We start from the raw sequence: 22,937 nt of genomic DNA, 5'->3' as shown, positions 1-22,937 counted from the left end.
CGGCGACCGTCACCATCGTCTCGCGCGCGCCCCGGCGGGAGCGTCCACCCACGTCAGCCGGTCGTGCCGTCGGCGCAGAGGCGTGGGCGGGCGACCTGGAACCCGGTGCCCGTGGGGTTGACCTGGACGAAGGCGTAGCAGTTGAGCGCCCCGGTACGATTCGTGGCCAGGTTGACGGGTTCGATCAGGCCGCCCGCGTCGTAGTCGGACGCTGACCGCAGCGCGCTGATGAATCCGTCGCGGGTGGGGCAGTCACCGGCGAGGTCGAGTCCGCGCACGAACATGTCTGCGTAGATGTACGCGTTCATCGCGAACTGCTGGTCTGGCTGCGTGGCTTCCGGCGCGTAGCGGACCATCGCGGCGCGGTACCGGTCGATGGCCGCGCCGCCCGCCTCGAAGGGGCGGAAGTACGCGGGGATCGAGACGCCCGCGAGTGCCGGGCCCAGGGTGGGCAGCAGGCCCTGGTCGTACCCGGTGAACGAGACGGTGGTGGCGAGGTTCAGGTTCGCCGTACGTACGGCGCCCATGATCTCGGCGAGATCCTCGGTGGTCGTGAAGCCAACCAGCGCGTTGACGCCGGAGGCCGCCAGCTGCTGGACCACGCGGGCCGGGCTGTCAACGCTGTGCGCATAGGAGATGGTGTCGGCCACGGTGAGCCCGACCGACTCGAAGGCGCTCTTGTACATCTTGATGACATCCAAAGTGGACGCCGACGACCCCGTGATCACGACGCCGACCTTGCTGCCGCCGCTGTCCCGGAGGTAGCGGCCGATCGTGACCGGCGAGGCCTGGTACATGGTGGAGAACATGTTCTGGTATTCGGCCAAGGTCGGCAGACCGAACCCGATGACGGGAACGTTCTGCTTCGCCAGGTCGGCCGGTGCGCTGCCGAAGGCGGTGGTGATCGTCACGAGGCCGAAAGCACTGTCGCCGCGGAGGAGCTCCTGGATGACGCGGGCGTTCTGGGAGGGGTCGTTCGCGTCGTCACGCCACTGGTAGACGATCTTCCGGCCGTGTACCCCGCCCTCCTCGTTGGCCAGGCCGAACCGGGCGTCCGCGCCGGCTCGGGCCGAGGCGAACGCGGCGCTGCCCACGCCCGAATCGGAGAACACCAGGCCGAGGTTCATCTCGCCGGGGGTGACGCCAGGGCTGTCGCACGCCGCGGCGCTTGCCGCCCCCGGTGTCGAGGAGCAACCCGTGACTGCCGCAACGAGAACCACGGCAGCTACACCGAGTAACCGTGTCGTTCTACCTAAGTGCACCCGTACCTCCACGATGGATAGCCGCGGACGGTGGAGGGCGCCGGTGCGGCGCACCAGCTTCTCTCCTGCCGTCGGTGAGGTTATTTCTCTATCTCATTTAGACGATGTTGCAGCTCAGGATGGTAGCGGCCGGCCCCGCTCGGCGTTCCGAGGGGCGGGCCGGGCTCGCCTTCGAGGTAGGATCGGAGGCGCGAGGGCGATTGGCCCGGCCGCGCGATTTCCGCGCCGAATCGTCGGCGGGACTCTCGCCGCAGCGGACTTCGTCAACAGTAGTGACCGCTAACCTTTGGGTGATTCGGTCACATAGGAAGACTTTGTCAGGGAAGCGTCAGCTTTCGGCGTCAGTCGGCTGAGGATGTCCGGCGTACGGTCGAGAGCTGGTCGGGGACGGCGAGCCTGCCGAGGGGCCGCACAGGGACGGGATGTGCTCGACTACCTGGCCGCTCTCGCGCTGATCGCGCGGTGGTCACTCCTCATCCCGGACCGTCGCTCCGGTAAGTCGTTCGATAATCACTATCCGTACATCACGCATGCAAGCTCCGTTCCAGACCCGACCAGCCCGTGACGGCGCGAGCGGTGCGACTCCGGCGCCGCTGGGCGTATTCGTGCTACGGGGAGCCGACTGAGCGGTCAGTCGGCCGGTGCTTGGATGTAGCTCCAAGAAGGTCCAGGTCGCGCTTTTCGCTGTGCAAGAAATTCGGCGCGGAATAATTCGGCGGCCGGCTCTCACTCTCTCGCCAGGTTGCGGTTGGTAGGAAATTCCATCTCTCCGGCGAGGAAGAAGGCGATGGCGAAAAAATCCCCACGGCCCCCCTTGTTCACAGCGCTCGTCCTGGGGCCGCGCTGGCCGTCACACCGTCAGGAACCGCATACGCGTCAACCACTATCACGGTGCGTAGCCCCGGTGCCACGGCTGGGTCGGGCTCGGCCAATTCGGAGAGCGTGAGCAACGCGAACTGCCGGACCGGTGGTGACACCGACGACGTGGTCTCCGGTGTTGGGATCAACCAGACTGTCGGTACCGGAACAGCGCAGAGCAATCTGCACGTCAAGGGAATCGTCCCCTTTGACGGAACTGCTGAGTACGTCGCCCCCGGTTACTCGGCCGGGAGCGTCGTCACTGATGCGACGCAGGCGCGAGCCATCGGCGGCACAGGTGGGTCGGGCGGCGGCCTCGATGCCGCATTCGGTTCCACCAGCGAGGTCACGCGGTCCGCGCGCGGCGGCGAGGGCCAGCCTGAACGTGGCCGGGACCGAGTTGGGCCGCCGACTGTTCGATCGTGGCAGCGTGGCGCAGGTCCGTGGGACAGGCCTCGCTCCTGCGGGTACCAGGCTGGGATGAGTACTTCGACCTTGGTGAGGACGAGTGCGGCCACGGCGGCCGCCGCCGGCGTCGGCACGGTCGCAACCAGGCCCGACTCGGCCTGGTACCTGTCGCTGGACAAACCCGGGTGGCAGCCGCCCCGGGCGGCGTTTCCCGCGGTCTGGACACCGATCTACGCGTTGATCGCCTTCGCCGGCGCGCGGGCGCTCGACGGCAGCACCGACGACGACCAGCGGAAGCGGCTCCGGCGCTCGTTCGGGATCAACCTTGCCCTGAACGCCGCCTGGACGCCGCTGTTCTTTCAGGCCCGACGCCCGCGCCTCGCGCTCGCGGAGATCCTCGCGCTGGACGCGGCCAACGCGACCCTCGTGGCCAGGGCCTGGCGGGCCGATCGGCTGGCCGGGGCGGCGCTGTTGCCCTACCTCGCCTGGACCGGCTTCGCCACCGCGCTGAACGCCGCGATCGCCGCCCGCAACCCCGGCCACTGACTGAGCGGACACTCTCCCGGGCCGGGGCCCGTCGGTGAAAATCCGGGTTACGTGTCGGTCCACCGCCGTCCCCGACTCGGGACGTCAGCGGCGGGCCGCGCGGTCCCGGGCCTGGGCGGCGAGGTCGCGGGCCACCACTGCGAAGTCGAGGCCGGCGGCGTGCAGGGCCATTGGCCAGGTGCTGGTGTCGGTCATGCCCGGGGCCACGTTCACCTCGAGGAACTGGGCTGTGCCGTTCGTGTCCACGATCATGTCTGTGCGGGAGAGGTCGCGTAGGCCCAGCGTCCGGTGCGCGGTGACCGCGGTTTCCGCGGCGGCGCGCAGCACCGCGCCGTCGAGACGGGCCGGTATGTGGAAGGTGGTCGCGCCGGCGGTGTACCGGGCGGCGTAGTCGTACACCCCGCCTGCCGGCTCGACCTCGACGGCGGGCAGGGCGATCGGGCCGTGACCGGTGTCGATGACGCCGACCGCGATCTCGACCCCGGTCACGGCGCGTTCGATCAGTGCCCAGTCGTGGTAGCCGAAGCAGGCCATCAGGGCTTCGGCGAGCTGCCCGGCGTCGTCGACGCGCCCGACACCGAGCGCGGAGCCCCCGGCGCGTGGCTTCACGATCACGGGCAGGCCCAGCCTGCCCGCGATCCGGTCGATGAGTGCGGCGGCGCCGAGGTCGTGGAACACCTCGCGGGGCAACGTCACGGCCTCCGGCGTCGCGACGCCCGCGGCCGCGACCGTGGCCTTCGCCGTCGCCTTGTCGAACGCGGCCCGGCATGCCGCGGGCACGGCGCCGACGTAGGGCAGGCCGTACAGGTCCAGGACTTCGCGGATGGTGCCGTCCTCACCCGAGATTCCGTGCAGGACGGGGAAGACGACCGCGGGCGGGTCGGCGGCGAGCGCGGGAAGAGTCCCGGCGTCGACGTCCCGCAGCTCGACGTCGACGTCGATCCGGGCCAGCGCGTCCCGCAGCCTGCCCCCGGAGCGCAGGGACACCTCACGTTCGGGTGACAGGCCACCGGCGAGGACGAGCACATGGCCAAGATCGGTCATCGTCGTGTCCTTCACTCGTCCGTGGTGCTGCCATGGCGGGGTACGAAGGTCTGCCGGAGGTCGATCTCGGCGCGGAGCACCTTGGCGAGGCGCTGGACGCCGTCACGGATGCGCTCCGGCGGCGGGTAGCAGTACGACAGCCGCATGGCGTTGCGGCCCGACCCGTCGGCGTAGAAGCCGGTGCCGGGAACGTAGGCGACCCGGGCGGCGATCGCCCGGGGCAGCATCGCCTTGGTGTCGACCCCGCCCGGGACGGTCAGCCACACGAAGAACCCGCCATCCGGCCGGGTCCAGGTCGTGCCCGGGGGCATCGTCTCGGCGAGGGTGTCGAGCATGACGTCACGGCGTTCCCGGTACATCTCCCGGAACTCCTTGAGCTGCTCCGGCCACGGCTGGGTCGCCAGATACCGCTCCACCGCGAGCTGCGTGAGCATGGAATGCGACAGGATCGCGGACTCCGCGGCCAGGACGAGCCGGGCCGTCACCGGCGGCGGCGCCAGCGCCCACCCGACCCGCATCCCCGGCGCCAGCGTCTTCGAGAACGATCCCAGGTAGACGACGTCGTCGGGGGCGTCCGCGCGCATCGCCCGCACCGGCTCGCCGGTGAACGACAGCAGCCCGTACGGGTTGTCCTCCACCACGAGCACCCCCGCCCGCCGGCACGCCTCCAGGATCTCGGCCCGCCGTGGCTGGGTCAGGGTGATCCCGCCCGGGTTCTGGAATGTCGGCACCGTGTAGAGCAACTTCACCCGGGCGCCTTCGGCCGCGAGCCGGCCCAGGGTCTCGCGCAGCGCGTCGGGGGAGAGGCCGTCGCCGTCCATCGCCACGTGCACGACCCGCGCCTGGTAGGCGGCGAACGTGTTGATGGCCGTGACGTAGGTGGGCCCCTCGGTGAGGACGACGTCACCGGGATCGATGAACACCCGGGTGAGCAGGTCGAGCGCCTGCTGGGAACCGACTGTCACGATCACGCTGTCCGGGTGGGCGTCGGTGATGCCCTCCATGGCCATCACGTCGCAGATCCGCGCGCGCAGCCCCGGATCACCCTGGGCGGAGCCGTACTGCAACGCCACCGCGCCGCGCTTCGTCACCAGATCCGACATGGTCGACGCGACCGCCTCCAACGGCAGCGCGTCCACAGCCGGCATCCCCCCGGCCAGAGACACGATCTCCGGACGGCTCGCGACCGCGAACAGGGCCCGTACCTCGGACGCCAGCATCCCCGATGCGCGGGCAGCGTACGTCCCCCACCAGCGATCCGTCGGCGCGGTGCCGCTTACCGGTTGCTGCTCGTCCACCCGTCCACCCCATTGTCGACGTCGACGAGTGACCCTACCCGCGTGCTCTGGGGCCGGACGCCCGGCGCCACGACCGGCAGCCGCCCCGGACCGGAAGCTCGCTGAGCGCCCGAGCGCGGAAGTGCTCGGAAGCCACCTACTTCAGAGCCCACTTCTGAGCCGTGCGAGCGGCGGAGCTGATCTACCCCGAGTGTGGGCCGCAAGTCCGCGTGAAACAAAAAGCGCTCGTCCCCCGGGAAGAGGACGGGGGCTTTCTTACCGCGAGAGGGTGTTACCTGACATCCACCACGGGGCTACCAGGGCGGCAGCGCTCGGGGCTCGGACCCGCACCCCGTCAGAATCCGAAGAATCTGCGGGTCGTGGTCGCTGGCCTGGTCGGAGAACTCGGCGTTGATGTGCACCACACCGTACGAGTAGCCCTTGATGGTCGGGCTGATCAGGATGTGGTCCAGCGTCTGCGAGTTGCCGTCGAAAACGTAGCTGTACCGCTCGTTCACGGGCAGCTCGCTGATCAGCGTCTTCAGTAGTGCACCGTTGTCGGTCAGCGTCGCCAGGGTCGGGCTGAACTGGTAGTCGTTGATGTCACCCAGCACGACCACGCGAGCGGTGTTGCCGCTCTTGGCAGCCAGGTCGGCGACGAAGTCGCGCACCTCCGTCGCCTGGCCGATGCGCTGGACCTCGGAGGTCCGGTTCGGCGGCTGCACCGCGGCGGTGAGGGGGTAGTCACCGCCCTTGCTGTTGAAGTGGTTGGCGATGACGAACAGCTGCTTGTTGCCGTCGTACAGGAACTCGCCGACCAGGGGCTTGCGGCTGGCGTTCCAGACGGAGCTGGTCGGGTTGATGCGGCCGGGGGAGGCCGACAGCATGATCTGGTTGCTGGTCGGGCGCGCCTTGAGCACGGTCACGGCCGTGTTGGCGTCGCCGCCGGGACGGTCGACGAAGGTCGTCCGGGCCGGGTTGAACAGGAACACCTGGCGGATGTTGCCTCCGGGGGCGCCGTTGAGGGCCTGGAGCATCAGACGGCCGCTGTTGGGGTCGTCGTAGGAGACGTACGCCGAACCGCCACGCGGGGTCGGGTTCTGGGCCGGCTTCAGGGTGACCCAGAGCTCGCCGAACTCGGTGTCGACCGGGCTGATGAGGCGGGTGTCCTGGGCGACGGTGACCCGCATGCCCTCGTGGACCTCCAGCCAGTCGAGTACGTACGCGCCCGGCTCAAGAGGCTGGGCCTCGAGGTTGCCCGTCTTGGTGAACGCATCGGCGAAGCTGACGGGGCCGGCGCGGGGAGCGCGTTGCTGCTGGTCAGCTTGATGGTGTTGATCGTGCCGCCGAGTTCGGTCAGCGTCTGCGAACCGGTGGCGCGCCCCCGCACGAACCCAACGCCTCGACCGGAACGACACCCATCCAAGGTCACTCGCCGTCGAACACGACGGGCGGGAATCTTGCTTAACGCGGCGAACGGCGAGGCCAGACCGCATCCACCGTTGATCGGACACTGCCGGGCAAAACGCCAGAACTTTTATTTGCGGGGTTCACGGATCAGTCGAACAGCGGCACGTGTGGGAACGCTGTGCATGACCCTGCTGGATCGTTGTTGGCCGGGGTTGTCTGGCGTCACTGGCTGGTGCGTCTCCCTGCGCACGAGCGGATGCGGAAACGCGCATCCCGGTGGACTGACGGTCACCGGTGGGAGGGTCCGGCATCCCGCGACCACCACGTACTGGCACTGAGGCCGGTGTGACCCTGCGCACTGCTGGTTGATGATGAATTGAAGACTTCTTCAAGTTGTTATGCTTCCGCGGACAGGTGGGCGCCGCACCCGTGCGGCCGTCCCAGGTACGCCAAACCCGAAAAGGATCTCCCGGAAACGATGATGTCGGTGCCGCTCTACCAGGCCAAGGCGGAGTTCTTCCGCATGCTCGGCCACCCGGTGCGGATCCGGGTACTGGAGCTCCTCCAGCTCGGGCCCAAGCCCGTCCGGGACCTGCTCGCGGCCATTGACGTCGAGCCCTCGAACCTGTCCCAGCAGCTCGCCGTACTGCGCCGCGCAGGCATCGTCACCGCCACCCGCGACAGCACGACGGTCGTCTACGCCCTTGCCGGAACCGACGTCGCGGACCTGATGCGTACCGCGCGGCGCATTCTCACCGATCTCCTCCTTGGCCAGGAGGAACTCCTGGCCGAACTGCGCGACGCGGACGCGAGGTCCGAGTGAACGCCGCCGGCGAAGCGCCGTCGGGCCCGCCGTCGCGGCGGCCGTTCGCGCGGAACGCGACGGCGGCCCTGTGGGAACGGCTCCGGGCGGTACTGCCCGACTCGGCCACCGTTCGCTCGGTCCGCCGGGCTCCCGCCAGGGACCTGCTGGCCGGGGTGACGGTCGCCGTCGTCGCGTTGCCACTGGCACTCGGCTTCGGGATCTCCTCGGGAATGGGAACCGAGGCCGGGCTGGCGACCGCGATCATCGCCGGCGTGCTCGCCGCGGTCTTCGGTGGTTCGGACTTCCAGGTCTCCGGGCCGACCGGGGCGATGACCGTCGTGCTGGTACCGGTCGTACACGCCCGCGGAGTTGACGGCGTGCTGATGGCGGGACTCATGGCAGGGGTGATCCTGGTCGGGTTGGGGCTCGGGCGGGTCGGCGGCCTGGCGCGCCTCGTGCCGATGCCGGTGGTCGTCGGGTTCACCGTCGGAATCGCAGCCGTGATCGCCCTGCAGCAGGTCCCGGCGGCCCTCGGGGTGCCGACACCCGAGGGTGAGAAGGTGGTGACGGTGGCCGCCCGCGCCCTTGCCCGCTTCGCTGACGAACCGCGCTGGACGTCGGTGGCGGTAAGCGCCGCGGTCGCCGTCGTGGTGCTGCTGGGTGCGCGGCTGCGGCCCTCGGTGCCGATGTCCCTGCCGGCCGTTGCCCTCGCCACGGTCGCCGTCGAACTGATCAACGTCGACGGTGTCGCCCGGGTCGGGGCATTGCCATCGGGTCTGCAGGCGCCGTCGTGGGGATTCCTCGACCCGGGAATGGTCCCGGAGTTGCTGCCGGCCGCCGCCGCCATCGCGGCACTCGCCGGCCTGGAATCGCTACTGTCGGCGACGGTCGCCGACGAGATGCGCGCATCGTCGGACCCGGGCCGGGGCTCGAACGGGGCCGGCGGCTGGCGGCGCCACGACCCCGACCGCGAACTGTTCGGCCAGGGCGTCGCCAACCTCGCCGTGCCGCTGTTCGGTGGAATGCCGGCGACAGCGGCGATCGCCAGGACGGCGGTCAACGTGCGTTCGGGTGCGGCCTCCCGGCTGTCCGCCGTCATCCACGCCGTCGTGATCGCCGCCGTGGTGGCCGCGGCGGCGGGACTGGTCAGGTACATCCCCCTGGCCGCACTCGCCGGTGTCCTGGTGGCGACCGCGATCCGCATGGTGGAGACCGACGCCGTCCGGGCCCTGGCCCGCGCCGGACGTGGTGAACTGGCCGTGATGGTACTGACGGGTGCGGTGACACTGGTGGTCGACCTCGTCGTGGCCGTTGCCGTGGGGCTGGCCCTCGCCGGGGCGCTGGCGCTTCGCCAGGTCGCCGGCACCGCGCGGGTGGAACACCTTCCGTTCGACGACGACAGCCGTCCCCACGGACCCGGCTCCGGACCCGGCTCCGGCCCCGCTCCGGTCACCGTGCTCCGGATCGACGGGCCGCTGTCGTTCACCGCCGCCCACCGTCTGCTGCCCACGCTGGAACACGTTCACGACGACTCGGTGGTCCTCATCCGGATGTCACGGGTCAGCGCCGTCGACGCGACCGGAGCCGCCGCGCTGTCCGTCGCCCTCACCGACCTCGAAGCACGCGGAGTCGTGCCCCTGCTGTCCGGAGTCCGCCCTGAACACCACCAGACACTCGGCGCCTATGGCATCACAGCAGAGTCCGGTGACCGGCGACGGATGTTTCCCGACGCCCCCTCCGCGCTGGCATACGCCCGAGCACTCATCCCCGCCCAGCCCCACGGCCCTTCGTGAACGAGGATGCGTCTGGTCGTCGCCGGGCGGTTGGAACGGGAGTTGGTTCGCTACCAGGCGGCGGAACTGACCTACCCCGAGTGCGGGGCGACCGCGGCCGATCTGCCCGACCCCGCAAGGTCAGCGCGGTCGGTGGCCGCTGTCGCGACCGGGGCACCCGTCGAGTGTTCTGCCTTCGGTCCGCAGCCGCTGTTCGACGAGGTGCAGGAAGAATCGAACCTGATGCGCCCTGGTGGGCGGTGTGGCGCAGGAGACGGGGTTGCGGTTCCGTCAGCCGTCTACCCACGACGTCGTGGAGCCGATGGTGATGGGCGTCCAGATCGGGACCGTTGGCGAGGCGGTGCATCAACTCGGCCTTCATGTAGCCGGATCGAAAGCACCACGGATCGGCTTCGAGGAACTGGACGGCGGTCTCGACCTCCTCAGGTTCCCCGCTCCGTAGCGCTTTGGCGGCGCGGTCGAACCGGCTGTAGAAGCCTCGGACCGCCAGGTCGAAGCGGTCCGCCTCCCGAGCCCAGGCATCCCACTGGTCCGCGCTCAGGCTCCGGCGCGCCCATAGTCGGTGTACGTCGGCGTGTAGCCGTTCGAGTTCGACGGCCCGCGCCGTGATGCCGCTACGGATCCTCGTCACCCGACGTCCACGCCCGGGAGTTGGCGGCGAAGGGTCTTCAGGTCCCGTTTCGACAGCATCGCGTCCTGGACGCCCAGGCGGCACAGCCGTTCAAGACGCCGGGCGAAGGCGAAACCAGCCAGGGTGAGGGTTGCTTCTTCGAGGTAGAGGTGGTCGAGCTCCTCCAGCGCGACGAGTTGCTGCACCCCGGCGTCGCTGAAATGGTTGCCGAAACTCTGCCACCAGGCCAGGTGCCGCAACACGGCCAGGTGCGGCAGCGCCTCGTCGGTCAGATCGGTCCAGGCCAGCGTCAGCCTGCGCAGGCCCGGGGCCAGGTGAGCGAGCGCGGCCAGCGACCCGGGCTGAACCGCGTACGTGATCGACAGCCCGGTGATGCTGTCGGAGGGCAGCTGATCGAGAAAGCGCACGTCGACCGGAGACCAGCTGACCGAGGCCGATTCGACGGTTCTGCCGCCGTGGCCATCCAGCTCCGCGGCGGGGTGGATCTCCAGGGTCACCTCCCCGCCGTCCGGTACTTCCACGTCACCGCGTGCCGGCAGCGGCCCCAGGTGGTCGTAGGAGGAGCCAATCCAGTCGATCGTGCCCACAGTGCGGTTCTCGGGGAACGGGAGGACGACCACGAGCACAGACTGCCCGGTCTGATCGCAGGCGGCCAACGATTTCCGTCGGCCGCGACCGGAGGCTCCACCATCGCGATCATCCAGCGATTTGCGCATCGGCCTCCGCTACGCCGGAGCCGACCCCTGAGCCGACCGCGAGCGCGGCGGAGCCCACCCAGGTGGGTGGCCTCACCGCGGTGCAGCAGGCGCCCGTCGACAAGCTCCGCCCCAACGCGCTCTCGGACTGCGCGGGATACCCGGACGGCGAGGGCGACGACGTGACGGCTGCGGTGGTATGCAGCGCCGGCAACGAGCATTCGGTCCAGGCGTTCGCCTTCCCGGACCAGGCCGCGAGGTCGCGCGACGCCCAAGCGCGCGGAGCGGGGCTCTCCCGCGCCGGCAGGTGCGCCAACGGGGACGACGTGGCGTCCACCTGGGTGTTCAACAATGTCATCCAGGGTGACCTCATCTGCGTCCACGAACAGGACAGGTACGCCATCTACTGGACGCACAACAGCGACCTGACACCGCCTTTTCCCGTCACTGTCCGTGCCACTCGCGGCCGGCCCCCAGGACTCCGGACCGGCCGACGCGCCACGGCCGTCGGGAGTCCTTCGCCGACGGGGCGAAGCCGGGGAGAGGAAACACGACCACGGCCAGGAGAACGGCGGAGGCAAGGCGCGTGGCGTGGGGTCGACGGGCACGGTCGCCCGGTACGGAGACGCTACACAAATCGTCAAGTACACCCTGGTGTACTCGGGCCGCGCAACTTCGACCAGGGGAGATGGAAAAGCATGTCGCAGCCCACTGTCGTCCTCGTCCACGGCGCCTTCGCCGACGCGTCCAGCTTCGCCAGGGTGGTTCCCGAGCTGCTCGCCGACGGCCTCGCGGTGGTGGCACCGGCGATCCCGAACCGCTCGCTCGTCGGCGACGCCGAGTACCTCGGGTCGGTCCTCGCGGCGATCGACGGTCCCGTCGTCCTCGTCGGCCACTCGTACGGCTGCGCGGTGGCCACCGTGGCCGGTGTCGCCGAGAACGTGAAGGCCCTGGTCTACCTCGCCGGCTTCGTCCTCGAGGAGGGCGAGGCCCTGGGCGAGCTCCAGGGGCGGTTCCCCGACTCCGACCTGGGCGCGGCGCTGGTCGCCACACCGTTCCCGGGCGGTGTCGATCTCTCGGTCGACGTCCAGAAGTTTCGGGCGGTCTTCGCCCACGACGTCGACCCGGCCGTCACCGCGGTGCTCGCCGTGTCGCAGCGGCCGTTGTCCGCGGCGGCGTTCGGTGAGAAGGCACCCGCCGCGGCGTGGCGGACCAGGCCGGCCTGGGGCATCGTCGCCACGTCGGATCACGCCATCAATCCTGAGGTCGAGCGCTTCGGCTACCAGCGCGCGGGCGTCGACACGGTCGAGGTGGACTCGTCGCACCTGGTGATGTTCTCCCAGCCGACCGTGGTGGCGGACCTGATCAGGACGGCCGTCAAGTCGGTGACCGCCTGACCTGACGACGAGTCACGCCCCGGAAGCCTCCCTCCGGGCCCGATCCTCCCCGAGAGCGCTTGACGCGATGTCCGCGTGTCCCGTGGCGGGCCGGCGGCCTTCTGGCCGGCCCGTGAACCGTGTGCCCACGGGGCCTGAGTGAGACGAGACAGTCTGTTGGGTCCGGAGAACGGGACACCGCGGGACGACTTTCCGGTTCGCGTGCGCGACCTGCTGCGCCAACGCGCGGTGTGGGTGCTGCCGCTGGTCCTGGCCTCGGTCGTCGTCGCGTCGATGACCGCGCTGTACCTCGCGTCGGCGGTGAACCCGCTGGCTCATGTGCGCGACCTGCCGGTCGAGGTGGTGAACAGCGACCGAGGGGCCACGCTGGGAACAGAACACCTCGACATCGGCAGGCGGATCGAGACCGGCCTGCGGGCGAGCCCCGCGGTGTCCCGCCGGCTGCGGCTGGAGCCGGTGACCCGGTCCGAGGCCGAACGAGCCATGAACCGCGGGCGCGCGTACGCGACCGTCGTGATCCCGCCCGACTTCACCGCCTCGCTCCTGGCACAGGCCGGTCTGCCGCCAGCCGGCTCGTCGGCAGCCGGTCCGTCGTCGGCCGGGACAGCGGGTGCCGGGGCGATCCAGCTGCTGACCAACCCGCGGGCCGGCACGCTGGGGGTGAGCCTGGCCACCGGCATCCTGCAGCCCGCTGTCGCCGCCGCCTCGCGGACGGTCAGCGGCCAGCTCACGGCGGTGGCCGGCGCGGGGCCCCACGACGCCGCGACGAAGGCGTTCCTGGCGAACCCGGTGACAGTCACGACCAGCCAGTTCCATCCCCCGCCCGCGAGCAGCGCGCTCGGCCTCAGCGCCTTCTACCTGGCCCTGCTGACCCTCATGTGCGGGTTCCTGGCCGGGACCATCCTGCATTCCACGGTGGACGCGGCACTCGGCTACGGGACCTCCGAGGTCGGCCCCCGATGGACCCAGCTCCAGCCCAAGGCGATCAGCCGGTGGCGGACCCTGCTGATCAAATGGGCGATGGCGGCGGTGCTGACCGCGGTGGTGACCGGCCTGATGCTCGCGGTCGCGGCCGGCGTGGTGGGCATGGACGCGCCGCATCCGCTGCTGCTGTGGCTGTACGCGTGGCTGTGCGCGGCGAGCGTCGCCGCCGGGACGATTGTGCTCTTCGCGGTGCTCGGCACCCCCGGGCAGCTGGTCGCCATCCTGCTGTTCGTCTACGCCGGCCTGGCCTCGGCCGGCGGGACCGTCCCCGTGGAGGCACTACCCGGCTTCTTCCGGCTGCTCAGCGAGGCTGAGCCGCTGCGGCAGATCCTCGCCGGCGACCGGGCGATCCTGTACTTCGGCGCCCAGGCTGACGCGGGCCTGACCCGTGGCGTCGTGGCGGCCGCGATCGGCCTGCTCTGCTGGCTCGCCGTGGGCACCCTTATCGTCCGCTGGTACGACCGACGGGCGCTGCACCGGCTGACTCCGGAGCTGCTGGCGTACGTCGATCGTTCCGTCCAGGACTACCGGGCCCAGGAACGGGCCGAATGAGAGCACGGACCGTCGTGGTCGTCCTCTTTTGATCTCGAATAACCGGTCGGAAAAGAAGAAACTACTCCTCGTCCGGAAGGTGAACTTGTTCGGGATCTTCCTGGGCATGGGTGACGTCGACGAGGACCTTTCCGACGGTGCCTGCCTCGACTGCGTCATGCGCTGCGGCGGTCTGTTCCAGCCGGAACCGGTGCAGCGGGAGACCGGCGTCCGTGCCGACGCGCAGCGTGCCGACTGCTGCCGCCGCTGTTATGTCCTTGACAGCTTGGAGTTTGGCCGTGTCCGGAATGGTGTAGACGAGGATGAACTGCAGCCGGGTGTTCGACATCATGGACGGCAAAATCGGGATGGGCAGATGCGTCCTGCCGCCGTCGGCGTAGATCACCACTACTCCGTTGGTGGCCAGGACCTGCTGGTTGAGCTCGGCGTTCGCGCCTGGGTTCACCTCGACGACGATGTGGACGCCGTCCGGCGCAGCCTTGCCGATCGCCTCCGCGGCGTCGGGTTCGCGGTAGTTGACCACATGGTGGGCACCTGCGGCGGCGGCCAGCGCCGCTTTCCCGGGTGAGCTGACGGTGGTCACGACGTTCGCGCCGGACCAGCGCGCAAGCTCGATCGCCGCGTGTCCGACCGCGCCCGCGTCCGGCTCGTCCGGCCCGTCCGGCCCGTCCGGCCCGTCCCGCTGGCCCGGATCGGACGAGCCGGACGAACGGAGCAGGTTGGTCGACCCCCGGTCAGTCGCCCTGGTGGCCTCGGCCCTCGCCAGGGTCGCGGCGGGCACCCGGGTCGTCTCGATCTGCACGGCGTCGTTCCTGCTCGCAGCCACCGGGCTGCTTGACGGACGCCGGGCCACCACCCACTGGTTCGAGGCCGAGCGCCTGGCCCGGATGTTCCCCCGGGTGACGGTCGACCCCGACGTCCTGTTCGTCGATGACGGGGACGTGCTGACCTCGGCGGGCGCCGCGTCCGGCATTGATCTGTGCCTGCACCTCGTCCGCCGCGATCATGGCAGCGAGGTCGCGAACCGCGCGGCCCGCCGCTGTGTCGTGCCGCCCTGGCGCGACGGCGGCCAGGCGCAGTACATCGAGCGCCCGGTACCGCCGCCCTCCGGGACGAGCACGGCCAGCACCCGGGAGTGGATGCTTCGTCGCCTGGGCGAGCCGACCAGCCTCTCCGAGCTCGCTGCACACGCGCGCATGAGTGTGCGGACATTCAGCCGCAGGTTCCGGGACGAGGTGGGCCTCCCACCCGGGCAGTGGCTGACCGGGCAACGGGTCGAGCGGGCCAGGTATCTGCTCGAGAGCAGCGACCTGCCGATCGACCAGGTCGCCCGGCACACGGGCTTCGCGACCGGGATCTCGCTGCGCCAGCACTTCCGAGCCGCGACGGGTGTCTCACCAACTGCCTACCGGCAGACCTTCCGTGATCGCGGCGGTGCGACCCTCACACCTCGTTCGGGGTCCAGCAGTGCTGTACTCAATCCACTGGATCGTTGGTAGTCGGGTCTGTCGCAGGTCAGCATGGGTGTGGTGCCCCCGGTAGTGCCCTGGCTCAGGACATGCGAATAGCGTGTCTCGGGACATCGGCCCCTTGGCCGGCGCGGTGGGCATTCATCACGTGATGACTTCGCCTGCTACCTTCGGTGGTCGCTCACGCGGAAACCATCTGATCCCCTGGCTCGGCCAGCCGCTCGGCACAGGGGGCTGCAAGGCCGGTATTGCCCGTTTTACATGGGCGCTTACGCAAGTACCCATGCCGCTTGCGGCAAGCGCCGGCAGACCGGCCCCGACACCGCCTCACCCGTCACTGTCCGCCAGGCGGGAGGGAATGTGTGACACTGTCACCCGAAGCGGTCCGGTGACGAGGGCGGAGGCCAACCCGGAGGGCGGAATTCTCGTGGCAGTAGGCCGCACACCGGGGGCGCAACCGTGTTCCGTCCCGAGCACTTGGCCGTGGTCGCTGGCGAGACACTGTGCTCGACCGTCATCTGGGTGGCTGACCCGGACGACACCCACCTCGTCTCCTACGCCTTGTCCGGCGGCCCCTGAAACCCCGGATGGGCCACATTCGGATCAGGGCCTGCGGGAGTGCCGGTGCGGCGTCCCGGCCTGGTGGCGTAAGCAGGGCACCGGGCCGCGTGCTTCAAGATCGGTCGGCATGTGCTGTTCGAGGAATCGGACGCGCGGGCCTGGATCAGGGCGCACGGCATACCTGCCGGGCGTCGCAAGGACGCTGACCGCAGGACGCCGGTGGTGACCGATGCGCCGGGCGAGGCGGTCGACGAGTACGAAGCTGGGTGCCGTCGCAGCGATGAGTCTGCCGGTGCCCACAGGTCTACCTTCCGACGGAGACAACCAACTCATCGGGAGTAAGGCATGGGCCTCATTCACATCGAGCTGTTCGCGACCCTCGACCTCGTCGGGCAGTCGCCCGGCGGCCCCGAGGAGGACCCGGTGGGGTTCCCGTTCGGCGGCTGGCAGGCGCCCCTGCTGGACGAGGTCGCCGGGGCGCAGGTCGGTGCCGCGTACGAGGGCACGGACGCCCTCCTGCTCGGCCGGCGGACGTATGACATCTTCGCCGCCTACTGGCCGTACCAGGAGGGCGGCGAGGACAACGAGATCGCCACGCTCTTCAACAGCGTCCCGAAGTACGTGGCCTCCCGCGGCAGGCCCGACCTCTCGTGGGCCGGGTCCACGCAGCTCGGCCCGGATCTGGCCGGCGCGGTGCGCGAGATCCGTGACCGGCACGAGCACGTGAAGGTCGTCGGGAGCCTGAACCTGGTGCAGACCCTCCTGCGCGAGAAGCTCTTCGACCGTCTCGACCTCTGGGTGCACCCGATCGTGCTCGGCGTCGGGAAGAAGGTGTTCGACGGGGGCGCGGTGCCCACGAACGTCACACTCCTCGAACCGCCGGTAGCCGGTCCGAAGGGCACCGTGTACCTGCGCTACGGGCTCGCCGAGGGCACGCCCGGGACGGGGGACATGAGCGCACCCGATCGCGGTGCCGGGCGCGACGACTGAAGCCGCCCCGTGCCAGACGGGTCCGTGTCGTCGGCAATGATCTGGTACGTCGTGATGCCGCGAGGTGGGTCCCGTTCTTCGGACTGTGATCCCTATCTTGAAGACCTGTACGCGCCGATGTACGACGATTGTCCAATGAGCCAGTTTCGCTACCGAATGGTGACCGTGGGCGTTGATCGCCTCGTGGAGAGGCTGAACTCGCTGGGCGAGGCTGGCTGGCGACTGGTGACCGCCACACCGGCGGGGGACGTCTGGCCGGCCCTGCTGGAGCAGCGGCTCGACAGTCCTCGGCAGCGCACGGCGCCGCCGCGGGCACGGGTCGAGGTCCGTATCGGCGGCGAAACAGTCGAGAAGGTCGCCGATGCGGATGGGCTGTCGGTGATGGACGGTGTCGTCTATCTGCGCTGCGGCGACGAGGTCCTGGCCACCTACGCGGTCGATGACCTCGTCGCGGTCGACTGGTCTCCCACGCCGTCGTACGCACGGGTGCTGGAACGGAAACGGCGAGACCACTCCCGCCACGGGGAGCCATGGTCACCCAGCGAGGATGACCAACTCCGGCAGGAACACGAGGCGCACTGGACGGTGCAGGAAATGATCGACGCTCCTCAGCGTGGCCGGGGCGCGATCGAATCCCGGCTCGCGAAACTCGGGCTCGATCGATCTGAGGCGCCGGCGTCACCCGGCCAGTACCCTGCCGGCAATCGATTGCATCGCCGTGTTCTTGTCCTGTGAGGACATCGAGCGCTATGCGGAAACTGGACCTGAGAGGACGCTGTGGCGGGGTGCTCAGGTGGCGTAGCGCTCGGCGATGGTCGCGAAGGCGGCCTTGGGTTCCCAGGCCATGTCGGGATAGGTGTCTCCGTGGCGGTCCTCGAGGATCTTGACTATGCCAGGGCTGGCCAGGTCGAGGTCGTCGCGGGGATCACCATCGGGACGGTGCGGATGGCTCTCGAGCGCGAAGAGGAAGACGAAGGCGCTGTCGACCCCCTCGGTGTCGAAGATCTCTAGTAGTTCGGCCAGATAGGTGGCCTGGCCGGCCTCGTCGCGGACGTAGGTCCCGTTCAGCCGGAGGGGGGCGCCGGTTTCCGGGTCGGACTCGACGATCTCCATGCTGCGGGGCGCTCTGTCGCCGGCGCCGCGCCAGGTGGCCGTGCCGAATCCGGTGATCGCGACTGGCTTTCCCTGCGCGACGAGGGTGCGTACGCCTTCCCGGTACCGGTCGGCGACCTCGGCGGATCGGATGAGTTCGAGCGACATGATGTCGAAGGGCGTCCAGCCGACCCGCTCGAACGGTATGGCAGCGTAGGTGACCTTCCCGTTGAAGTGCTGGTGGACCACGGCGACTGCGTCGTTGAGGAAGTCGTTGAGACGGGCACTTATCTCGGCGAGCCGTTCGAGTCGGCCGTTGGGCTCGCCCAGCAGCAGGTCGAGTCGCTCCGCGAGGGTGTCGCCGGGTGTGAATCCCCGGTTCATGAGGGTCAACTCCACGCCGGTGACGAACACGACCGCGGCTCCTTGCTGCCGGAGGCGTTCCGCGCGGTGGGCGCAGTCGGCGAACAGCGTCAGGATCTCGTCGCTCGTCAGCTCCAGCGGGTAGGGCGAGAACCAGACCTCCAGCCCGAGTTCCGCGGCGTGGCTCGCGGCCAGTTCCAGCCGCTCCGGGTCACCGCCGGTGATCTGGACAGCATTGCAGTGCAGGTCGTCTCGGATGATGGCCAGCTCCCGCCTGACCACGTCGGAGTGGAAGCGCTGGCGGGAGATCTCGCCCTTGTGGACGAAGCCGGTGTCGTACGTGATGCCCTTGGCGCGCATGCGTCTGGTTCTTCCTGGCGAGGGAGACGATCCGACGCTAGCAGAAAGATGCGCGCACGCAAATTTGCGCGTACGCATGTGGCCGTGGGATGCTGGCCTGGTGACGACGCCACCGCCTGGCCTACGGGAGAGGAAGAAGGAAGCCACCCGGAAGGCTCTACGGGAGGCCGCCCTGCGGCTGGCCCTGGAGCGTGGGCCCGACGGCGTGCGGGTCGACGACATTGCCGAGGCCGCCGGGGTCTCGCCACGGACCTACAACAACTACTTCTCCAGCCGCGAACAGGCGATCGTCGCCGCCGTCACCGCGGAACGGGAAGCACGGGTCGCGGCGGCAGTGGCTGCCCAGGCCGCTAGCACCCCACTCGCCACCGCCATCATCGAGGCGATCGTGGCGCAGTACACCGACCCGGGCAGCCACGATCCCAGCGCACTACTGCTCATCACGACTCGCCCCACGCTTCGCGATGCCTTCCTCGGCACCGTCAACGAGATCGAGCAGCCCCTCACCGCCGTGATCGCCGAGCGCCTGGGCGACAGCGACCAGCTCACCGCCCACGTACTCGCAGCGAGCGTCGCCACCGCAGTGCGAATCGCGCTCACACGCTGGCTGACCACCGCGACCTCCCCCGCAGCTGGGGGACTCGTCCTACTGTCCGGCTCGCTGCCTGAACTGCTACGAGCAGCGCTCGCGCCACTCGGGCCCGCGTTCGAGGCAGCCGAGAGACGCCCACAGACCGCCGACAACGGCCAGGCACACCCACACCCGTGACCAGCCTCACCGCCCGGTTCCGAACGGCATCCGAGGACCATAGCGAGGTCTTCGCACAATCCCGAGTCACGAGCCCTGACGTCCCGTCATCCGGCCGGATGACGGGGAAGCCCGCGGGCACGCCTCCCCGACCGGCACAGAAGGGCGTGGTGTTATCGAGTTCTACGTCGCCGACTCGCCCTGGCCGTCGAGCGCGACATGGACATCACTGCGCAGCTGTGCGACCAGTCGGCGGGCGGTGGCAGCGCCGACGCGTAGTCGTTTCCGCAGGGTCTCTCAGGTCACCGTCGAACGACGGGCCAAAAGTTAGTACGTGCAGGGTGGTAACCCTCGAACCACCGTGGAGGCCGGCACGGATCGCTCAGGATCGGACCAGCCGCCCCACAGGACCGCCTCAACCCGCCCCCGACAGATAGCTCACCGGCGTGACGCACTCATCATCACGCGATCCCCCCGTGACATCCACCGCGCGATGTGGAGTGGACTCCACCGCCTACGCCCCGGGGCGGGCCCGGCCGACAGGGCCGCCGCGGTCCTCGGCCGCCGGACAGAACCCCATCCAGCCTCATAGCTGGCCGGCCCGCGCGCGTCACATCAGCAGCGGTGACATCGCGAGGAGGCGAGGAGTGGACGCGGATGACGAACGGGTCTTCGAGGAATTCGTGGCCAGAGTGGCCAACCGGCTGCTCTCGAGCGCGATCCTGCTGACCGGCGGCGACCGGGCCGCGGCGGAGGACCTCGTCCAGGGCGGGTTCGAACGGGCCTACCTGCGCTGGGACAAGATCGACGAAGGGCGGCACGAGGCCTATCTCCGACGGGTCATCGTCAACGGTGCGACGAGCCGGTGGCGGCGGCTGCGCGCCCGGGTCGTCGAGGTCCCGTTGCACGACCACGGGCCCTGGTCACACGACGTCGCCGCGGTGGGCGTCGACCTCGCCGACCGGATCACCCAACGCGAGAGCCTCATCCGGGCACTGCGCCTCCTGTCACCCCGCCAGCGTGCCGTCGTCGTCCTCCGCTATGTCGAGGACCTGCCCGAGGGCGACGTAGCCGCGGCCCTCGGCTGCTCCATCGGCTCGGTGCGCTCCCACGCCTCCCGCGGCCTGGCCCGGCTGCGCGCCAGCGAACACCTCCGCGCGATCAGCGCACCGGCCGTCGCCGCGGGACCCGACATCCTGACGGACCGCGACCACCGCCAGCGCGCACCGCGGCTGGCTACCACCAAGCCCGAGGGAGACCGGCTATGACCCTCGACGACGCACACCTGCGGACCCAGCTGCGCGCCCTCGCTCACGACGAGCCCACGCCGGCCTTCGGCCCGACCTTTCCCAGCACCATCCGCGCCGGCGCCCGCCGCCGCCGCACCCGAGGCCGGCTCGCCACCGCGCTCGCCGTCGTCCTCGTCGGCGTCGCGATCCCCCTGAGCCTGCTCGCGGTAACGCGCACGGGCCAGCCTGACCACGCGATCGCCGCGGGACCCGCCGGGGCGACACCAACATCGGCCTCGACGCCGACGTCGAGGCCGGCGCAACCGCCGGTGCCCCCTGAGGTGCCCGGAGCGGCCGGACAGCCGCCGATCAAGATCCGTCTGGTGGACACTCCCCGCGCCGTGCCGCTGACCGAGAGTGAGAAGGCGACGCTGATCCGCACCTGTGCTCAGAGCGTGAACATACCAGGTGATACCGGCCGGGTCCTCGGCGCGATCCATGACAAACAGGGCTACGCCGCGATAATCGTGTCCGAGACCGAAATGGCCTACTGTGATATCCCCACCGGCAAGGACGGCGGTCCCGCCGTCGACCGCGTCGAAGGCTCGGAAGGAAATGGAGCACCCTACTATAACGAGTATCTGCTCCCGCCCAACGGTCCGCTGAAGTCGTTCAACTACCAGGGCTCAGGTTGGCTGTACGCCCGGTTCGGTGCTGGGCGGGTCTCGCCGGACGTGGCAATGGTGCTGGCCGTGTTCCCGACCGGAGAGAGTATCGTCGTCCCGATCCTCGATGACGGTGGCTTCCTCGCCCGGTTCAAGGTCGAAGGCACCAACTTCCCAGCAATAGACCAGCCCCTCGCGTTCTACGCCTTCGACGGCGCGGGAAAACTCCTCGACCGCCTGGACGCCTGGAAGATCCCGAACTATGGGTCCGGGTACCCAACCAGCCAGCGGTTCATCGAAATGAGCCAGGAGTGCATCGACGCGGCCGTCCAGGCGCCGAACTCTCCCGCGGGCGTACCGGCCGACGCGGTGGCCACCTACAGCGGTCTAGCTATCCCCGGCGTGGCGCCTGGCCGCGACGGGATCGTCAAGACCGACGTCGGAAAGGTAAGGATCTCGTGTGTCGGTCCGGTTGACGAGTCCGGTTGGCCGATCCCGTCGAAGCTGACTTTCCGCGGCTCTCAGCCCCTCTGACTGGGCGGACAGGGCGGGCCGACGTCGAGACCGGTGTCCCCGACTTCCGCCCCACGGGGAGGCTCAGGAGGAGAGCCGCCTCTAGATCAACCGAGCCGGTCGGCTCCGGCCGCGTCCGTAAGGTCGGTTCTCGCCGGTTTTCGCCGATCCGGCGACCAAGGCGCTTACACGCAGACCAGCAGCTCAGAGATGGTTTTGCCCGCTTTACAGGGGTGCTTACGCAAGCACCTGTGCCGCTTGCGGCAAGCACCAGCGAACCGGCGGCCCCGACACCGCCTCACTGTAGGGATCGGGGACGGATGGCCACTCGCTGTGATGGTTGGCCAGTAGATGGTCAATGGCCGCGATGGTTGGCCAGTCCTCGGGTGGCGTGGCTCGTATCAGGCGGGCTTTGGCGGTCTGCCGGCGGCAGATCCGCGCAGAGCGCAACAGCCAGGCGAGCCGGTGATGGCTCGCCTGACGTCTCGTGCATGGGCGCGACGGAGATGGTGAGGCCGCCCGGTGGTCTGGCGCGCGGACGCTCCGGGCTCTACCGATGAGTTCCGCCGGCCCGCCCGGTCTACCAGGACGTACCCGTCCCACTACCGACCTGGAGACCCGCCGTGACCACTCCCGCGCACCCCGGCCGCATGCTGTTCGTGAACATCCCCGTAGCGGACCTCCAGCGCAGCAAGGCGTTCTTCGCGAAGCTCGGGTTCAGCTTCAACCCGAACTTCACCGACGAGACCGCCGCCTGCATGCTGGTCGGCGAACAGGCCAGCGTCATGCTGCTCAGCCACAAGAAGTTCGCGGAGTTCGCGAAGCTGCCGATGGCCGATCCCGCCACGCACACGCTGGCGCTCTACTGCTTCAGCGTGTCGTCCCGCGAGGAGGTCGACGCGGTCGCTGAGGCCGCGCTGGCCGCGGGCGGCGTCGAGGCGGATGGCCTGGAGGACTATGGCTTCATGTGCTCACGCAGCTTCTTCGACCTCGACGGCCACGGCTGGCAGGTCATGTGGATGGATCCGGCGGCGGCGCAGAACGGCCCCGAGGAGTTCGCGCCCTCGATGCAGGACGCCGACGCCCCGGCTTGACCTGACACCGGCGCAGGCCTGCTGCCGCGCCCCTCTCCCGAAGCGGCGCGGCAGCAGGTCCTGAACGACGCTGGCCAACCTCGGCCACATCCAGCGTTCTGACGCTGGCCAACAACCGCGATTCGCCAGCTCGGAGTGGCCAGGTAGATCCGATCCCTACACTCACCCGTCACCGTCCGCCAGCTTCCCCA

The 22,937-nt window shown here is 69.6% G+C and carries 21 protein-coding genes; 14 read left to right on the top strand and 7 right to left on the bottom strand.

Annotation, left to right across the window (positions count from 1 at the left end):
- Nucleotides 1-53: 53 nt before the first annotated feature.
- Nucleotides 54-1,262: an ABC transporter substrate-binding protein gene (locus tag AC559T_RS34805; protein ID WP_498871408.1), complete on the bottom strand. Its 1,209-nt coding sequence runs from the start codon at nt 1,260-1,262 to the stop codon at nt 54-56.
- A gap of 424 nt (nt 1,263-1,686) precedes the next feature.
- Here AC559T_RS34805 and AC559T_RS34800 point away from each other — a divergent pair, with 424 nt between their 5' ends.
- Nucleotides 1,687-1,827, top strand: coding sequence for a hypothetical protein (locus AC559T_RS34800; RefSeq protein ID WP_498871407.1), 141 nt, complete (start codon nt 1,687-1,689; stop codon nt 1,825-1,827).
- A gap of 791 nt (nt 1,828-2,618) precedes the next feature.
- Nucleotides 2,619-3,074 carry a TspO/MBR family protein gene (locus AC559T_RS34795; RefSeq protein WP_498871406.1) on the top strand — a complete coding sequence of 152 codons (456 nt, stop codon included), beginning with the start codon at nt 2,619-2,621 and terminating at the stop codon, nt 3,072-3,074.
- A gap of 84 nt (nt 3,075-3,158) precedes the next feature.
- Here AC559T_RS34795 and AC559T_RS34790 read toward each other — a convergent pair whose 3' ends face one another.
- From AC559T_RS34790 to AC559T_RS34780, 3 genes are all read right to left on the bottom strand, one after another.
- Nucleotides 3,159-4,118 carry a D-alanine--D-alanine ligase family protein gene (locus AC559T_RS34790; protein ID WP_498871405.1) on the bottom strand — a complete coding sequence of 320 codons (960 nt, stop codon included), beginning with the start codon at nt 4,116-4,118 and terminating at the stop codon, nt 3,159-3,161.
- An 11-nt stretch (nt 4,119-4,129) separates the two neighbouring features.
- On the bottom strand, nt 4,130-5,338 hold the full coding sequence (locus tag AC559T_RS34785; protein ID WP_071062346.1) for an aminotransferase-like domain-containing protein: 1,209 nt from the start codon (nt 5,336-5,338) through the stop codon (nt 4,130-4,132).
- 371 nt (nt 5,339-5,709) lie between these two features.
- Entirely contained in the window at nt 5,710-6,891 is a 1,182-nt protein-coding gene (locus tag AC559T_RS34780) for an endonuclease/exonuclease/phosphatase family protein (protein ID WP_498871404.1), read from the bottom strand.
- A 395-nt stretch (nt 6,892-7,286) separates the two neighbouring features.
- On the opposite strand from AC559T_RS34780, the gene AC559T_RS34775 reads away from it, so the two are divergent.
- The 3 genes from AC559T_RS34775 to AC559T_RS34765 all read left to right on the top strand — a co-directional run bounded on the left by AC559T_RS34775 (nt 7,287) and on the right by AC559T_RS34765 (nt 9,845).
- A complete protein-coding gene (locus AC559T_RS34775; RefSeq protein WP_498871409.1) occupies nt 7,287-7,628 on the top strand; it encodes an ArsR/SmtB family transcription factor in 342 nt (113 codons plus the stop codon).
- A complete protein-coding gene (locus AC559T_RS34770) occupies nt 7,625-9,403 on the top strand; it encodes a SulP family inorganic anion transporter (protein WP_368954947.1) in 1,779 nt (592 codons plus the stop codon). Before AC559T_RS34775 ends, AC559T_RS34770 begins: the two co-directional genes overlap by 4 nt.
- Nucleotides 9,404-9,644: 241 nt before the next feature.
- Nucleotides 9,645-9,845, top strand: coding sequence for a hypothetical protein (locus AC559T_RS34765; protein WP_498871403.1), 201 nt, complete (start codon nt 9,645-9,647; stop codon nt 9,843-9,845).
- 185 nt (nt 9,846-10,030) lie between these two features.
- Here the strand turns inward: AC559T_RS34765 and AC559T_RS34760 are convergent, their stop codons facing one another.
- Entirely contained in the window at nt 10,031-10,654 is a 624-nt protein-coding gene (locus AC559T_RS34760) for a hypothetical protein (protein WP_498871402.1), read from the bottom strand.
- 773 nt (nt 10,655-11,427) lie between these two features.
- Between AC559T_RS34760 and AC559T_RS34755 the strand changes: the two genes are divergently transcribed.
- Together AC559T_RS34755 and AC559T_RS34750 are read left to right on the top strand one after the other, a co-directional pair.
- A complete protein-coding gene (locus tag AC559T_RS34755) occupies nt 11,428-12,126 on the top strand; it encodes an alpha/beta fold hydrolase (RefSeq protein ID WP_112108697.1) in 699 nt (232 codons plus the stop codon).
- A 138-nt stretch (nt 12,127-12,264) separates the two neighbouring features.
- Nucleotides 12,265-13,662, top strand: a complete 1,398-nt coding sequence (locus tag AC559T_RS34750; RefSeq protein ID WP_498871401.1) for a YhgE/Pip domain-containing protein — start codon at nt 12,265-12,267, stop codon at nt 13,660-13,662.
- A 61-nt stretch (nt 13,663-13,723) separates the two neighbouring features.
- On the opposite strand, the gene AC559T_RS34745 is transcribed toward AC559T_RS34750, so the two are convergent.
- A complete protein-coding gene (locus AC559T_RS34745) occupies nt 13,724-14,464 on the bottom strand; it encodes a zinc-binding dehydrogenase (protein ID WP_498871400.1) in 741 nt (246 codons plus the stop codon).
- Between AC559T_RS34745 and AC559T_RS34740 the strand changes: the two genes are divergently transcribed.
- The 3 genes from AC559T_RS34740 to AC559T_RS34730 all read left to right on the top strand — a co-directional run bounded on the left by AC559T_RS34740 (nt 14,409) and on the right by AC559T_RS34730 (nt 17,417).
- Nucleotides 14,409-15,161 (top strand): GlxA family transcriptional regulator, encoded by a 753-nt coding sequence (locus AC559T_RS34740; RefSeq protein WP_498871399.1) that lies wholly within the window; start codon nt 14,409-14,411, stop codon nt 15,159-15,161. The two genes, AC559T_RS34745 and AC559T_RS34740, sit on opposite strands and share 56 nt — an antisense overlap.
- A gap of 876 nt (nt 15,162-16,037) precedes the next feature.
- Nucleotides 16,038-16,682 (top strand): dihydrofolate reductase family protein, encoded by a 645-nt coding sequence (locus AC559T_RS34735; protein ID WP_112108694.1) that lies wholly within the window; start codon nt 16,038-16,040, stop codon nt 16,680-16,682.
- Nucleotides 16,683-16,718: 36 nt separating this feature from the next.
- Nucleotides 16,719-17,417: a hypothetical protein gene (locus AC559T_RS34730; protein WP_498871398.1), complete on the top strand. Its 699-nt coding sequence runs from the start codon at nt 16,719-16,721 to the stop codon at nt 17,415-17,417.
- 54 nt (nt 17,418-17,471) lie between these two features.
- On the opposite strand, the gene AC559T_RS34725 is transcribed toward AC559T_RS34730, so the two are convergent.
- On the bottom strand, nt 17,472-18,497 hold the full coding sequence (locus tag AC559T_RS34725; RefSeq protein ID WP_498871397.1) for a glycoside hydrolase family 113 protein: 1,026 nt from the start codon (nt 18,495-18,497) through the stop codon (nt 17,472-17,474).
- A gap of 100 nt (nt 18,498-18,597) precedes the next feature.
- On the opposite strand from AC559T_RS34725, the gene AC559T_RS34720 reads away from it, so the two are divergent.
- The 4 genes from AC559T_RS34720 to AC559T_RS34705 all read left to right on the top strand — a co-directional run bounded on the left by AC559T_RS34720 (nt 18,598) and on the right by AC559T_RS34705 (nt 22,746).
- Nucleotides 18,598-19,266 (top strand): TetR/AcrR family transcriptional regulator, encoded by a 669-nt coding sequence (locus tag AC559T_RS34720; RefSeq protein WP_165938537.1) that lies wholly within the window; start codon nt 18,598-18,600, stop codon nt 19,264-19,266.
- 626 nt (nt 19,267-19,892) lie between these two features.
- Nucleotides 19,893-20,513: a SigE family RNA polymerase sigma factor gene (locus AC559T_RS34715; RefSeq protein ID WP_498871396.1), complete on the top strand. Its 621-nt coding sequence runs from the start codon at nt 19,893-19,895 to the stop codon at nt 20,511-20,513.
- Complete coding sequence (locus tag AC559T_RS34710) at nt 20,510-21,673, top strand: hypothetical protein (protein ID WP_498871395.1); 1,164 nt, start codon at nt 20,510-20,512, stop codon at nt 21,671-21,673. The genes AC559T_RS34715 and AC559T_RS34710 overlap by 4 nt, the downstream gene beginning before the upstream one ends.
- A 629-nt stretch (nt 21,674-22,302) precedes the next feature.
- A complete protein-coding gene (locus AC559T_RS34705) occupies nt 22,303-22,746 on the top strand; it encodes a VOC family protein (protein WP_112108720.1) in 444 nt (147 codons plus the stop codon).
- The last annotated feature ends 191 nt before the right edge of the window (nt 22,747-22,937 follow it).

It is taken from the genome of Frankia sp. Hr75.2 (assembly GCF_949319125.1).
Classification (GTDB): domain Bacteria; phylum Actinomycetota; class Actinomycetes; order Frankiales; family Frankiaceae; genus Parafrankia; species Parafrankia soli.
Note: the sequence above shows the minus strand (reverse complement) of the source record. Positions and strands in the feature narration are given on the sequence as shown.